Here is a 14252-nt window from a genome sequence, read left to right as displayed (position 1 = left end):
TGAGTTACGCGCGCCCCAAATGCCGCATGGTCAGGGCCAGTTGCAGTCTGAGTCTGCCCTGCGGGGTACGGACGGGCCACCCGAGCAGGGCTTCGGCGTGGCCCAACCGGTCCTGGAGCGTGGAGTGGTGGACGTTGACCTCGACGGCGGCTCCCCGCAGGCTCGCCGTCGAGGCGACGGCGTGCAACGTCGCCAGCATCCAGGGCGCGTCCGCGACCGCCGCCTCCAGTGACTGCACATCGGGCGGCGGATCGGCCCCCGGCACGACCAACTCGGCGAGCAGCCCGATGCCGCCGAGCTCATCGGCGTACACGACGCGGGGTCCGGGGGAGTGCGGGGAGCCGTCGGCCGTGAACCGGAGCGCGGTGCGGGCGGCTGTCCAGGAGCCCGGCAGGTCGAGCACCGGCACGGCGGGGCCGACACCGACCCGGCCGGGCGGGAGAGCGGGGTCGGGGGATCCGACGTGATCCGGCGAGTCCGGGCCGCCTTCGACGGGGGCGGGCCTGCGGAGTGCGGCAGCGGGCAGGATGCGGGGCGGGCCGTTCAGCGGAGCGACCGCGCGTGCCGGGGCGGCCGGGTCCAGGCCCAGCGCGCGGGCCGCGTGCAGCCGTACCTGCTCGGGGGCGGTGGCGTCGAGGAGGGTCTCGACGAGCGCCGGGTCGTCGGCGCGGGTCGCCGGTGCGCGGCCGCGGGTGCGGTCGAGGACGGTACGGATGGCTGCCGCCGCGCGTTCCAGGATCACCGCGTCGACGACGCTGGGCGCTCCGGCTCGCTCCAGCCACAGGGCCGGGGCGGTGTCCGGGGACAGCGGGGCGGACGGCCAGGCGGGGTCGGGCGGCTGGTCCGTGTCGCGGCGGCGGCCGTCGGTCTCGACGCGCAGATGCACGCGGCGGCTGGCGTCGGCGAGGCGGGCCGGGCAGCCGGCCAGGACGGCGGCGCCGCGCACCAGCGCCTCCAGGCCGGCGCGGTGCTCGGCGAGGCGGTCGAAGTAGGCGATGACCCGGACGGCGGCGCCGGCGTCCGGGTCCAGCGCGGTGAGGCGCCCCGCCAGCTCTTTCATGGGCCCATGGTGCCAGTTGCTCCGCAGGTTGTGCGGTTTCTTGTCTGCGGGCCCGGTGGGGGCTGGCCGCGCAGTTCCCCGCGCCCCTTTGGGCGTATCTCCTTCAACCGCCCCGGGGGCGCGTTTTGCCGCGAAAGTGAGACTCGGACTCCCGAAGCCTGTCACTACGAGTAGTTGCCTTCGATAGCTCCGACGTCTCCTCGGCCCTGCTGGCAAGTCATCGCTTTATGGACGTCCCGTCCGGCAGGAGTCGGCCTGGATGGGACGTCCTCTCCGCTGGGGGACCGTGCTCAGTGGATCTGCACGGTGGAGTGCATCTGGACGTGGTTGACGTCGATGCCCCGGAGTTCGGGAGCGAAGAGTGTGCAGTCGATGTTCAGCGCGGCGGTGAGGCGACGAGGAGTCAGCGCATGCCTTTCTTCCGCGGCTCCCCCGGGACACCCCCCGGTGTGCCGGACAGAGCGATGCCGAGAGTGGTTCGCTCGTGGTAGGTGAAGCGTCCCACGCGGTAGCTCGTCACCAGACCCGCTTGACGCAACGCGGCGATATGCCCGGACACGGTCGAGGGGCTCATGCCGTGGACCCGGGCCAAGGTACTGGTCGGCGTGGGCTGGTTGAGTTCACTGAGGATGCGAGCCCGGGTGCGGCCGATGAGGCGCTCAAGTGCGTGCGTGCTGTGTGTGTCCGTGGTGGAGCGCCACAAGTCGCCGATGCCGCGGGCGGGGTAGATGACTGTGGGCTGCCATGGGTGCTCGGCCACTACGGTGAGGGCCGGCCAGACGAATACGCTCGGCAAGAGGAGGAGGCCGCGGCCGTTGAGGCGCTGTGTGATGCGGTGAGGTGTTGCGATCACCAGTCGGTGATCCTCGTGCCATTGCACGGAAGAGTGCAGTTCCCTGAGCATGTGCTGGAACCCACCTGCGGCGACCTGCTGCGAGCGCAACGCGATGTCGGCGTGCAGGAGGTCTCGCAGCTGTGCCCACTGCGGGGCTACGAGGCGGTCCCAGCACAGGCGGATCAGCTTGCTGAGTTCGGTTACGGTGTGTGCGGGCTCGCTGAGCAGGCGGTCGGCGAGTTCCTGGTTCGGTGGGGCACCGCGCTCAGGCCCGTGGAGGCATCGGTGCAGTTCCGCCTCTACCTGGGCGAAGGGCGTGGCGGTCACCTGCTCCAGTTCGTCGTCGAAGGTTGCCATGGGGCCGGAGGGCGGCGGTGTAAGGAAGTCGGGGGTGTAGCCCGTACGCGGCAGCAGAGTGAGCAGCGGAGCGAGCGCGGCATCGTCGATGAGTGGGCGCACCTGCCGTACCCAGGGGACGTGGTACGCCTGACGTCGTGGGTCGGCCAGGGTGCGGACTGCAGCCACGGTCTCCCAGAGGGGCGAGAGCGCGAAGCGGCATCGGAGCAGGTCCTCGGTCTCCACCAGTAGTTGCACCGCCATACGTCCTCCTGCCCCCCAACCTGGTTACCTGGCGGATTCGAGTATTTCCGAATTGATTGAGCCATGGCACTGCGGCCCGCGATGCTGCGGCCCATGTCACAGCAGAGTTCTCCCTCCTCTTCCCCTGACGCGGGCCCCCAGGGAACCGCGGAGCCCCCCACCTACCAGGCCATTTTGGCTGTTCCCGAGTTCCGAGTGATGTTCCTTGCACAGATCGTCGCTACGCTGGGCAATGCGACCGCCCAGATCACGCTCTCGGTGGTGGTGTATGAGCGGACGAAGTCTCCCCTGCTGTCGTCCCTGACCTTCGCGCTGGGCTTCGCCCCTTATCTGTTCGGCGCCACGTTCCTGTCCGCCCTCGCCGATCGGTACCCCACCCGTGACGTGCTGGTGGCCTGCCAGGTCGTCAGCTGCGTGCTTGTCGGCCTGATGGCCATCCCGTCAGCCCCGATCCCGGTTCTCCTCCTGCTTCTGCTGGTCCTGGGAACCGTTGCCCCCGTGTTCCAGGGGGCTCGCGCAGCCAGCCTCCCGGATCTGTTGTCGGGAGCGGGGTACGTCCTGGGCCGTTCTTTGCTGCGGCTGGTGTCGCAGAGCACTCAGATCATCGGCTTCGCGGCCGGAGGAGTGCTGCTGATCGCTCTGACGCCCACGCAGGCACTGCTGCTGGCGTCGGTGGGGTTCGGGGTTGCGGCGCTGCTTCTCCAGTGCGGTACCCGGCGGCTGCCGGCTCGTCAGGGACACGACCGCTCGTCGGTGACGCGTTCCTCGTTGAGCGGCGTCCGACAGGTATTCGCTGTTCCCAGTCTGCGGCCGTTGCTGCTGCTTACGTGGCTCCCGCCCACGCTCGTCGTGGCGCCGGAGGCGCTGGCTGCCGCGTACGCCGACCAGTTGGGCGGTAGCTCCACGGCGACTGGCTTGCTACTGGGAGCCGCGCCGGCGGGCTCGGTGATCGGTGAGATCCTGGCGGGGACGCTGCTTCGGCCCGGTACCCGGGTCAGGCTGGTGCTGCCGCTCGGCTGCTTGATGTTCGTACCTTTACTGTTCTTCGTTTTCGCCCCCGGGCTTGTCCCGGCGACACTCTTGTTGGTGGCGTGCGGATTCGGATTCACCTACGCGATGGGGCTGGACCAGCGCGTACTCGATGCCACCCCCGAGGAGTTGCGGGGCAGGGCGCTCACGATCACCACGGCAGGGCTCATGATCGGTCAGGGCGTCGGTTTTGCCGCGGCCGGTGCCGCGGCTGAGTTCCTGCCCGCTCATCTCGTCGTCGCGGTAGCCGGAGTCCTGGGACTGGCCAGTGTCGTGGTGTGCAGCGTGCGCCTCTCGCCGCGTGGCCGCGCCGGTCGGCTCAATGCGGGTAGCGTGGACGTACCCAACGCCGAGCGGTCGCCTTCGTGATCCAGCAGGGGACTTGGGTGATCCCCTACTGGGTCGGGCGAAGCAGTGCCCACTCCCGTTCCTCGTCAAGCCACCGGTCCAGGGAAAGCCCGGCGGACGTAGCCAGTTTCTCCATGTCTTCGTCGGAGTAGACAACATCGGTCCACGAGTGTGTCCACGTCGTTTCCTTGAGGCGACACTCCTGGGCTGCGTGCAGGACACCGCCGTCAAGCCGGGCCTCCGTGATCGTGATCAAGAACTCTCCGGATCGGTGCTCCTGGCCCGGCTGCAGTGACGCAGCCCAGTCTGGAGAGGTCCGCTGGACGAGCACGACACCGTCGTCCGCGACGTGCCGTCTGCCGGCGGCCAGGAAGGCTTCCCGCTGGCCGGGGACGATGGTGTTGATCAAGAAGCTGGCGAGAACCACGGCGGGGAACTCTTGCGGCAGGTCAGGTTCCTCGATGTCGGCGCGGACCCGTGTGGCGCCCCGCACGCAGGCAAGCATGTTAGCGCTCTGGTCAACCGCGACCACGGGGTGCCCAAGGTCTACGAGTGCGTGGGTGATCCTGCTTGAACCGCAGCCGAGTTCGAGTACGGCACACCCTGGAGGGACCGCTCCGTGGATGAGTGCCGGTTCCCGGCCCGGAGGGAACGAGCGGTACAGGCCGACCGGGCTGCCGTCCGGCGCCACCGCGCCGCCGTCGGAGGAGATACCGGTGCCGAGAGGGCTCACGCGGCACCCCCACTCACCGGCAGAGTGGGGAGCCCGCGCAGGGTGGCGTGACGCCAGTGGACCGGCTCTCCGGCGAGCCTCAGCTGCGGAGTGTGCCGGAGGCCATCCGGCCCAGGGTGGAAAACGCTGGCAGCTTCAGCCGCTCCTTCTGCCAGACCAGCTCCTCCAGCGCCACGTTCACCAGATCCGCGGTATGCCCCTTCACGGAGGCGCCGCCGCCCGCATCGCCGCCTCCGCGACCCCCCGGGCCTCGCCCAGCCTATGCCTCAGCCCCAAGCGTTCACGTACGGCCGACCGGTAGCGCTCCTCGCTCCGCTCGGAGTCCGCCTCCGGCACCGTCTCCGCATGGAGCCCTGCCTGATCGCGCACGTTAGCCACGATCGCCTCGGGTATCGCCCTGAGCCTGGGGACACGGCCCATCCGTGCCGCGGACTTCAGTATCACCAGCAGCGCCAGGACCCGGCCCGGGCGGTCATGCGTATGCTCGCGCGCCCACGCCACATCCTCCGCCGACGGCGTGAAGAACTCCCGCAACTCCCGTTCCGAGATCAGCCTCTTGAACCTCGGATACGCCGTCCGCTCCAGCGACGCCACACCAACCGCCCCACGCCCGACCGACTGACAGCCGACACCATAAACAGCGACGATCCCGGGAGTGGGGCCAGGGCCAGATTACCGAGCGTACCCACACTCACCGTATTTGATCGTCACGCTCTGCTGTGAAGTGGCGGCTATTACGCGTATCTCCTCCACCTACCCTTCGGGGGCTGCGCCCCCCGGTTCCCCGGCCACAGGGGCTGCTGGCTCGGCGGTCTGGTGCGGGTTCGGTGGGGGCTGGTCGCGCAGTTCCCCGCGCCCCCATAGCCCGCGTCCCTGGGGGCGCGGTAGGGGCCCTTTTTTTGGGGGGCGCAGCCCCACCCAAAGGGGCGCGGGGAACTGCGCGACCAGCCCCCACCGGGCCCGCAGCGAACAACCGCCCCCACACCCCCTGTACTGCGCTTACTCGGCGAGTAGCCTCCGCAGCCACGTCACCTGGGCCGTCTGGCAGGCCTGGGAGAGGGTTGCCTGGGGGGCGAAGCCGTCGAAGCCGTGGAAGCCGCCCGGCCAGACGTGCAACTCGGCGGAGCCGCCTGCCTGCCACAGGCGGGTGGCGTAGGACACCACCTCGTCGCGGAATGTTTCGGCGGAGCCGACGTCGAGGAAGGCCGGGGGCAGGCCGGACAGGTCCTCCGCGCGGGCCGGGGCGGCGTACGGGGAGACGTCCGGGCCGCCGCGGTCCGCGCCAAGCAGCGCCGTCCAGCCCGTTTCGTTGGCCGTGCGGTCCCACACGCCGAGGCCCGCCATCTGGTGCGAGGAAACAGTCTCGTTGCGGTCGTCGAGCATCGGGCACATCAGCAGCTGCCCGAGAGGTCGCGGACCCTTGCGGTCCCTGAGGAGCAGCGCCAGCGCGGCCGACAGGCCACCGCCCGCGCTGGCCCCCGCGATCACGATCCGCTCGGCGTCGGCACCGATCTCCGCAGCGTGATCGGCGGTCCACAGCAACCCGGCGTAGACGTCGTCGATCGGTGCCGGGTGCGGATGCTCCGGCGCCAGGCGGTACTCCACCGACACCACCACCGCGTCCAGTTCCTTGGCCCACCGCAGCGCGGCGTCCACGCCGACGCGGTTGTTGCCGATGACCATGCCGCCGCCGTGGACGTGGTAGATCACGGGGAGTGGATTCTCTGTCGCCGGAGCGGTCGGGCGACAGATCAGCAGCGAGATGTCGGGCGCGTTCTCGGGGCCCGGCACGACCCGGTCCTCGACCTCGAAGGCCCCGCCCAGCGTCAGGTCCAGGTCCGCCAGCATCGCGAGACCGGGCCCGTTGCGGGTGGCCTCGATCTCGTCCATGGTCAGCTGGGGCGGCACCGCGTCCTTGAGTATCTCCAGGACGGCGTCGAGTTCGGGGTCGAACGGGGGCGGCGTAAGCGTCATTGCCTCTGCTCCTCATGCTGCGTGCTGCGTGCTGCGTGCTGCGTGCTGCGGCTCGTACGAGGATGATCCGCGCGTCCGCCGCGTTCCGGAGCGCCGCCGTCCGGCGGGACTTGCCCGCCATTCGGCGGGTAGTCCGGGCGGCCCAGCCTCGGCCGGAACCCTACACACGCTGATGACCTGGGATTTTGCCAGGCAATGGGCCGTTGTTCACCGCTTCGGGGTGGAAGTGATCTCTGGCGATGACAACGCTGCCATTGCCCCATTTTTTCTTTGGAGTACCTGTGAACGTCTCTTTCGCCGTCTGGGCGCTGACGGTCGTCGCCCTCTGCGTCCTCGTCGCCGTCGACTTCTTCATCGGCCGCAAGCCCCACGACGTGTCCCTGAAGGAGGCCGGTACCTGGACCGTGGTGTGGGTGGTCCTCGCCTGTCTGTTCGGGCTCGGGCTGCTGATCTACGGCGGGGCCAAGCCCACCGGCGAGTTCTTCGCCGGGTACATCACCGAGAAGTCGCTGAGCGTCGACAACCTCTTCGTCTTCGTCCTGATCATGGGCAAGTTCGCGGTGCCCTCGCAGTACCAGCAGCGGGTGCTGATGGTCGGCGTCCTCGTCGCCCTCGTACTGCGGGCCGGGTTCATCGCGGCCGGCGCGGCGATCATCTCCACGTTCTCGTGGGTGTTCTACATCTTCGGCGCCTTCCTCATCTGGACCGCCTGGAAGCTCGTCCAGGACGCCAAGAAGGGTTCGCACGAGGAGGGAGCCGAAGAGTACGAAGAGAACAAGCTGCTCAAGATGGCGGAGGAGAAGTTCGGCGTCGCCGACCGGTACCACGGCACCAAGCTGTTCATCGTCGAGAACGGCAAGCGGATCATGACGCCGATGATGGTGGTCATGCTCGCGATCGGGTCCACGGACGTGCTGTTCGCACTCGACTCGATCCCCGCCATCTACGGGCTGACCCAGGACCCGTACATCGTCTTCACCGCCAACGCCTTCGCCCTGATGGGCCTGCGCCAGCTGTACTTCGTCATCGGCGGTCTGCTGAAGAAGCTGGTGCACCTGAGCTACGGCCTGTCGATCATTCTCGGCTTCATCGGCGTCAAACTGGTGCTGCACGCGCTGCACGAGTCCGGCGTCCACGTCCCGGAGATCTCCATCCCCTTCTCGCTCGGCTTCATCGTCCTCGTCCTGGCCGTCACGACCGTGACGAGTCTGCGGGCCTCGAAGAAGCAGGAGGAGGCGGAGGCCGAGGCCGAGGCCAACGCCGGGGCTTGACTTCGTGTGCGCTCCAAGAACTAGCGTCGCTCGGGGAACCACCGAATTACCGCTGGATGCAGGCGAACGGAGACGGACATGCGGCTCGGCGTGCACATCAACAAGTTCAACCACTCCTCGGGTGCAGCCGCGCTAGGCCCCGAGCTGGCGGCGGCCGGTGCCGCGGCCGAGGCGGCAGGCGTCCACCGGCTCACGGTCATGGACCACTACTTCCAGATGGAGTTCAACGGCGGCGCCGAGGACCCCATGCTGGAGGCCTACACGACCCTCGGCTTCCTCGCCGCCCACACCTCCACGGTCCGCCTCGGCGCGCTGGTGACCGGGGTGACGTACCGCCATCCCGGACTGCTCGCCAAGATCGCGACCACTCTCGACGTCCTGTCCGGCGGCCGAGCGACCCTGGGCATCGGGGCGGCCTGGTACGACCGTGAGCACGAGGGGCTCGGGGTGCCGTACCCGGCAACCGCCGAGCGGTTCGAGCGGCTGGAGGAGACCCTGCGGATCTGCCTCCAGATGTGGGACCAGGACGCCAACGGGCCCTTCGAGGGCACCCACTACCGGCTCGCCGAGACCCTCTGCGTCCCGGCGCCCGTCAGCTCACCGCACCCGGAGATCATGATCGGCGGCGGCGGGGAGCGGAAGACCCTGCGCCTGGTCGCCCAGTACGCGGACGCCTGCAACCTGTTCGCCACCAGCCCGGAGGAGGTCGGGCACAAGCTCGACGTCCTGCGCGGCCACTGCGACAGCGTCGGACGCCCGTACGACGACATCACCAGGACGCTGCTCTACATGGGCGACGCGCTGGCCGAGAACGACGTCGACGCCTTCGTCCGGGACATCGAGGGCTACGCCAAGTTCGGCATCGAGACGGTGATGCTGGGACCGCACACGGGCGAACCGGCCGCGTGGATCGAGCAGTTCGTGGCCCCGGCGGCGCGCCGCGCGGCCGAACTGGGCTGAGACCGGGGCGCCAGGGGGCCAGGGGGACAGGAAAGAGGGCTCGAAGCAGGCAGGAAAGAGGGCCCGGAGGAGACAGGAGAAAGGGCCGGAGCCCCGCGCGGGGCTCCGGCCCTTTCTCCTGTGTACGTCGTCAGGCGTACGTCGATCAGGCGGCGGCGGGCGTCGCCTCGCCGTGGATCAGGCCGATGACCTCGGTCAGCTGCGCGGCGACCTCGGCATCGTCGGCGGGGTGGGTCTCGGCGAAGCGGACCACGGACTCGGAGATGGACAGCTTGACGTCCTCCAGCACCTTGGCACCGGCGATGCCCGCGGCCTTGCGGGCCTCGTCCTGCGCCCAGACGCCGCCGAACTGGCCGTAGGCGGTGCCGACCACGGCGAGCGGCTTGCCGGTGAGGGCGCCGGCGCCGTACGGGCGGGACAGCCAGTCGATGGCGTTCTTCAGGACGGCCGGGATCGTGCCGTTGTACTCGGGGGAGAAGAGCAGGAAGGCGTCCGCCGTGCCGGCGGCCTCGCGCAGCGCGGCGGCGGCGGCCGGGACGTTGCCCTCGACGTCGATGTCCTCGTTGTAGAACGGGATGTCGGAGAGGCCTTCGTACAGGACGACATCGGCGCCCTCGGGGGCGTGCTTGACGGCGGCCTCGGCGAGCTGACGGTTGTGGGAACCGGCACGAAGGCTGCCGACGAGAGCAAGGATGCGAACAGACATGGGGGACTCCACAGGGGCTGTACAGAGGGCTGAAACATTGTCGTTACGATCCGGACCGAGGTCCGTTTAAAGTTGTAGCATCTAAACGGACCAGGGTCCAGTTTCATTCCTGGGCGTTACGCTGGCCCCATGTCCGAGTCCCTGCCGCCCTTCCCGAAGCCCCTGGGGTGGGCCGACGAACCCCGTTTGCTCGAACTGGGCGCCGGTATCGGCCCCGAGGCCGACGAGCCGTGCCTGCGTGCCGATGCCGCACGCAACCGCGCCCGGCTGCTGGAGGCCGCCGCGCAGCTGGTGGAGCAGTGCGGTGTGGGATGCGTCACCATGGAGGCGGTGGCCGCCGCGGCGCAGGTGGGCAAGGGGACCGTGTTCCGGCGCTTCGGGGACCGCACCGGTCTGCTGATGGCGCTGCTCGACCACTCCGAGAAGAAGCTCCAGGCCGCCTTCCTGTCCGGCCCCCCACCGCTCGGACCGGGAGCGCCGCCGGTGGAGCGGCTGCACGCCTTCGGCGTCGCGGTGTTGCGCCGGACCGTGGACGAACTGGAACTGCAACTGGCCGCCGAGGGCGAACCGGGCCGCCGCTTCGCTTCCGCACCCCGCATGGTGCTGTCCGGACACGTCGCGCTGCTGCTGCGGCAGGCCATTCCGGACGCCGACTGCGAACTTCTCGCGAAAACGCTGATGGGCTATCTGGATCCGGCCCTTGTCCACCACTTGACCAGGCAGTGTGGGATGCCGACGGCGCGGCTGGAGGCGGGCTGGATCGACCTCGTCGACCGGGTCGCCGGCGGTACGCCTTCGTATTGACCGCGATTTTCGGCCAATTGCCGGGCGCGTGCTCCGGCCCGCACGGGTGATCAACCAGCGTAATCCGTCCGGGACTTGGGGTGGGCTGTCCGGAAAGCGCGTTCGGTGCGCGGCTGTTCGGGACCGGGCCCTGAAGTCGTAGTCCAGCGGGCCTCGGCAATCCGGAAACGATCTTTGAATGATCTTTCTGAAACGTTTCGGGAAAGCGCTTTACTGAAGCGCTTTCGTCAACCGCCTTTGCTGGCGGATCGATTGCGAAGTTCCCCCGCTCCGACCCTTGCCCCGAGCTTCTGCAAAGATGCCGTACGTCATGGTGCAGATACCGAATTCGGCCGCCCCGGCGACGTCCCAGCCACGCTCCGTGCCCACGAGCGCGGATGTGGCCCGCCTGGCCGGCGTCTCGCGCGCAACCGTCTCCTACGTCCTCAACAACACCAGTGCCGTCCGGATCAGCGAACCCACCCGCCGCCGCGTCCACGAGGCCGCGGAGGAGCTCGGGTACGTTCCGCACGCGGCGGCCCGCAGCCTGCGGGCCGGCCACAGCCGTATGGTCCTGATGCCCGCCCCGAGCGTGCCGATCGGCCCGCTCTACAGCCAGTTCATCAACGAACTCCAGTGGGCGCTCAGCCGGCTCGACTACACCGTCGTGCAGTACGCCTCCGTCGGTCTGCGCGGCGACGATGCCGCCCGGGCCTGGGCCGAACTGCGGCCCGCCGCCGTCCTCGTGCCCGTCGGCGGGCTCGGACCCCAGGGCGTGGCCGTCCTCAAGCGCTCCGGCGCGCGGGCCGTCGTCACGCTCGGTTCCGAGCGCATCGAGGGCGCGCACAGCATGCTCATCGACCATGAGGGTGTCGGCCGCAGCGCGGGCGCGCACCTGTACGCCCGTGGCCGCCGCCGGATCGGTGTCGTCGTGCCCGAGGAGCCGGGCATGAAGGTCTTCTCCAAGCCCCGTCTCGACGGGGTGCGCAGAGCGGTGGAGGGTACGGACGCCTCGGTGACCGTCCTGTCGCTCGCCTACGAGGAGGAGTCCGCGGCCCGCCTCGCCGCTCGCTGGCCCGAACTCGGCCTCGACGGCGTCTTCGCGTTCAACGACGAGTACGCGATGCTCCTGATGCGCGCCCTGCAGGACGCGGGCGTCACCGTCCCCGACGACACGGCGCTGGTCGGCGCCGACGACCTGGTCCTCGGCCGGCTGCTGCGGCCCAGACTGAGTACGGTCCACATCGAACTCCCGGCGGGCAAGGACCTCGCCGAACTCGTCGACCGCGCGGTGCGCAACCCCGGCGCCGCCCCCGAGACCCACCACGTGCTCGGCGTGACACTCGTCCACCGCGACTCCAGCTGAACCGCGGCGCTCGGCTGTGCGGTTGGGTGCGTGAGGTTGGGGGTTCTCTGCGGGTCGGTGGGGGCTGGTCGCGCCCCGCGGCGGAGCCGCTGATGGATACAGCCTCGCGCCCCTTTTGGGGCGCGTCTGAGTGTTGCCCCCTCGGTGTGATGCTTGTCCATCGCGACTTCAGGTGAGCTGCTGCGTGGGGCTGTGGGGTTGGGTGTGTGAGGTTGGGGGTTCGCTGCGGGCCGGTGGGGGCTGGTCGCGCCCCGCGGCGGAGCCGCTGATGGTATACAGCCCCGCGCCCCTGTGGGGCGCGTCTCGGTGATCGGCTGTTTGCCTGCGCCGTGACTGTCGTGCCGGTGCTGGTGCCTTCCGTCGGCCCGATCCGGCTGACAGGCCATAGGATGTTGCACGCTCAACCAGATGGGGATGCCGTCGAACACCGGACACCGCGTGCTGCTCTGCCGTGCGCCGGGTCACCGCATCCCGCTCCGCGGCCGACGAACGGCCGCGAACCACACGGGACCCGCGTTCGCTCCGCGCGTCCCGCCGGTGACTGATCGGAGAGCCGCAATGCCGTTGCTCGACCCCAAGACCTGGCAGTCCCACGCCGCCCGTCCCCTTTCGGGCCCCGAGTACACCGTCACCGAGCCCGCCACCGGCGAGGCGCTCGGCACGGTCGTACTCGCCACCGGTGAGGACGTCGGACCGGCCGCGCAGGCCGCCCGTACCGCCCAGGCGGCATGGGCACGCACCCCGCACTTCGTCCGTGCCGGGGTGCTCCGCAAGGCCGGGGACCTCTTCGCCGCGCACGCCGAGGAACTGCGCGACTGGATCGTCCGTGAGTCCGGCTCGATTCCCGGCAAGGCCGAGTTCGAGCTGCACGTCGCCGCGCAGGAGTGCTACGAGGCCGCCGCCCTCGCCTCCCGCCCCGCCGGACAGGTGCTGCCCTCCGAGGCGCCCCGGCTGTCGTACACCCGGCGAGTGCCCGTCGGGGTGGTCGGCGTGATCTCGCCGTTCAACGCCCCGCTGATCCTCTCCATCCGCTCCGTCGCCCCGGCGCTCGCGCTCGGCAACGCGGTCGTCCTGAAGCCGGACCCGCGTACGGCGGTCTGCGGCGGGCTGTCCCTGGCCGCGATCTTCGCCGAGGCGGGCCTGCCCGAGGACCTGCTGCACGTGCTGCCAGGCGGCCCCGACGCGGGCCAGGCCCTGGTCGCCGACCCGCTCGTCCCCGTCATCTCCTTCACCGGCTCCACGGCTGCGGGCCGCGCCGTCGGCGAGGCGGCCGGCCGTCACCTCAAGCGGGCCCATCTCGAACTCGGCGGCAACTCCGCCATGATCGTGCTGGAGGACGCCGACCTCGACGCGGTGATCTCCACCGCCGCGTGGGGCTCCTTCTTCCACCAGGGCCAGATCTGCATGACGACCGGCCGCCACCTGGTCCACCACTCGCTGTACGGGGAGTACGTCGAGCGGCTCGCCGCCAAGGCCGACTCCCTCGCCGTCGGCGATCCGCACCGCGCCCAGGTCCACCTCGGCCCGATCATCGACGGCGCGCAGCTCGCCAAGGTCCACGGTCTGGTGGAGTCCAGCACGGCGAGTGGCGCGAGGCTTGCGGCCGGCGGCACGCACGAGGATCTCTTCTACCGGCCGACGGTTCTCGCCGACGTCGACGAGCGGACCCCCGCGTATGCGGAGGAGGTCTTCGGGCCGGTTGCGCCCGTACGTTCGTTCGCCACCGCCGACGAGGCCGCCGCGTTCGCCGCCGCCGGCGAGTACGGGTTGTCGCTCGGGATCGTCACCCGGGACACCGCGCGCGGGCTCGACCTCGCCGAGCGCATTCCGACCGGGATCGTTCACATCAATGACCAGACGGTCAACGACGAGGCCGTGGCGCCGTTCGGTGGGGTTGCGGCCTCCGGGACTGGTGCGCGGTTCGGTGGGGAGTCGAACCTGGAGGCGTTCACCGACGTGCGGTGGACCACCGTGCGGGGGGATGTCGCGCCGTACCCCTTCTAGAAGGATCCGGTGCGTTGTCGGCCGCGGGCCCGGTGGGGGCTGGTCGCGCAGTTCCCCGCGCCCCTTCGGGGGCCTGCGGCCCCCCTTGGGGCGCGGGCTACTCCGCCTGCTGGGCCGCCACCGACGTGCGGACCTCGTCCATGTCCAGCTTGCGGGCCTGGCCGATGACGTCTGTCAGGGCGGCCTCGGGGAGGGCGCCCGGCTGGGCGAAGACGGCGACCTGGTCGCGGACGATCATCAGGGTCGGGATGGACTGGATACCGAAGGCCTGCGCCAGCTCCGGCTGCGCCTCCGTGTCCACCTTGCCGAAAACCAGATCGGGGTTCTCGTCGGCGGCCTTCTCGTACACCGGGGCGAACTGACGGCACGGTCCGCACCACGATGCCCAGAAGTCGATCAGCACGAACTCGTTCTCCGTGACCGTCTGGTCGAAGTTCTCCTTGGTCAGCTCCACGGTGCTGCTCATGACCTGATTCCTCTTCCTGCTGTCGGGTCGTTACCGGTGAGTCGCGCTCGCACAACACGTCCCGGCGACGGCGTATTCCGCGCGCGTACCCGTGTGGCCACGGGCCACACCACCCAC

General features: G+C 69.9%; 14 protein-coding genes. 6 read left to right on the top strand and 8 right to left on the bottom strand.

Annotated elements, in window-relative coordinates:
- Nucleotides 1-4: 4 nt before the first annotated feature.
- Together LUX31_RS02565 and LUX31_RS02560 are read right to left on the bottom strand one after the other, a co-directional pair.
- A complete protein-coding gene (locus tag LUX31_RS02565) occupies nt 5-1060 on the bottom strand; it encodes a helix-turn-helix domain-containing protein (protein WP_235472878.1) in 1056 nt (351 codons plus the stop codon).
- A gap of 403 nt (nt 1061-1463) precedes the next feature.
- A complete protein-coding gene (locus LUX31_RS02560; protein WP_235472877.1) occupies nt 1464-2495 on the bottom strand; it encodes an ArsR/SmtB family transcription factor in 1032 nt (343 codons plus the stop codon).
- A gap of 174 nt (nt 2496-2669) precedes the next feature.
- Between LUX31_RS02560 and LUX31_RS02555 the strand changes: the two genes are divergently transcribed.
- On the top strand, nt 2670-3893 hold the full coding sequence (locus tag LUX31_RS02555) for an MFS transporter (RefSeq protein ID WP_235472876.1): 1224 nt from the start codon (nt 2670-2672) through the stop codon (nt 3891-3893).
- Between the two features lie 25 nt (nt 3894-3918).
- Here LUX31_RS02555 and LUX31_RS02550 read toward each other — a convergent pair whose 3' ends face one another.
- From LUX31_RS02550 to LUX31_RS02540, 4 genes are all read right to left on the bottom strand, one after another.
- Nucleotides 3919-4605, bottom strand: coding sequence for a class I SAM-dependent methyltransferase (locus tag LUX31_RS02550; protein ID WP_235472875.1), 687 nt, complete (start codon nt 4603-4605; stop codon nt 3919-3921).
- A gap of 79 nt (nt 4606-4684) precedes the next feature.
- On the bottom strand, nt 4685-4810 hold the full coding sequence (locus LUX31_RS37415; protein ID WP_268828106.1) for a hypothetical protein: 126 nt from the start codon (nt 4808-4810) through the stop codon (nt 4685-4687).
- Nucleotides 4807-5199 (bottom strand): DUF4158 domain-containing protein, encoded by a 393-nt coding sequence (locus LUX31_RS02545; RefSeq protein ID WP_235472874.1) that lies wholly within the window; start codon nt 5197-5199, stop codon nt 4807-4809. The genes LUX31_RS37415 and LUX31_RS02545 overlap by 4 nt, the downstream gene beginning before the upstream one ends.
- Before the next feature lie 405 nt (nt 5200-5604).
- Complete coding sequence (locus tag LUX31_RS02540) at nt 5605-6579, bottom strand: alpha/beta hydrolase (RefSeq protein WP_235472873.1); 975 nt, start codon at nt 6577-6579, stop codon at nt 5605-5607.
- A 281-nt stretch (nt 6580-6860) separates the two neighbouring features.
- Between LUX31_RS02540 and LUX31_RS02535 the strand changes: the two genes are divergently transcribed.
- On the top strand, nt 6861-7850 hold the full coding sequence (locus LUX31_RS02535; RefSeq protein WP_235472872.1) for a TerC family protein: 990 nt from the start codon (nt 6861-6863) through the stop codon (nt 7848-7850).
- A gap of 78 nt (nt 7851-7928) precedes the next feature.
- The gene (locus tag LUX31_RS02530) at nt 7929-8810 is read left to right on the top strand and encodes an LLM class F420-dependent oxidoreductase (RefSeq protein WP_235472871.1); all 882 of its coding nucleotides are present in this window, start codon (nt 7929-7931) and stop codon (nt 8808-8810) included.
- Between the two features lie 145 nt (nt 8811-8955).
- Here the strand turns inward: LUX31_RS02530 and LUX31_RS02525 are convergent, their stop codons facing one another.
- Nucleotides 8956-9516 carry an NAD(P)H-dependent oxidoreductase gene (locus tag LUX31_RS02525; RefSeq protein ID WP_235472870.1) on the bottom strand — a complete coding sequence of 187 codons (561 nt, stop codon included), beginning with the start codon at nt 9514-9516 and terminating at the stop codon, nt 8956-8958.
- Nucleotides 9517-9645: 129 nt separating this feature from the next.
- On the opposite strand from LUX31_RS02525, the gene LUX31_RS02520 reads away from it, so the two are divergent.
- The 3 genes from LUX31_RS02520 (at nt 9646) to LUX31_RS02510 (ending at nt 13669) form a co-directional block, all read left to right on the top strand.
- Complete coding sequence (locus tag LUX31_RS02520) at nt 9646-10320, top strand: TetR/AcrR family transcriptional regulator (protein WP_235472869.1); 675 nt, start codon at nt 9646-9648, stop codon at nt 10318-10320.
- 310 nt (nt 10321-10630) lie between these two features.
- The gene (locus LUX31_RS02515; protein ID WP_443045921.1) at nt 10631-11665 is read left to right on the top strand and encodes a LacI family DNA-binding transcriptional regulator; all 1035 of its coding nucleotides are present in this window, start codon (nt 10631-10633) and stop codon (nt 11663-11665) included.
- A 558-nt stretch (nt 11666-12223) separates the two neighbouring features.
- On the top strand, nt 12224-13669 hold the full coding sequence (locus LUX31_RS02510) for an aldehyde dehydrogenase family protein (protein WP_235472867.1): 1446 nt from the start codon (nt 12224-12226) through the stop codon (nt 13667-13669).
- A gap of 97 nt (nt 13670-13766) precedes the next feature.
- Here LUX31_RS02510 and trxA read toward each other — a convergent pair whose 3' ends face one another.
- Entirely contained in the window at nt 13767-14135 is a 369-nt protein-coding gene (trxA, locus tag LUX31_RS02505; RefSeq protein WP_235472866.1) for a thioredoxin, read from the bottom strand.
- Nucleotides 14136-14252 lie beyond the last annotated feature (117 nt).

Source organism: Streptomyces sp. GQFP, from assembly GCF_021545335.1.
Taxonomy (GTDB): Bacteria; Actinomycetota; Actinomycetes; order Streptomycetales; family Streptomycetaceae; genus Streptomyces.
This window is presented reverse-complemented; position numbering and strand designations above follow the sequence as displayed.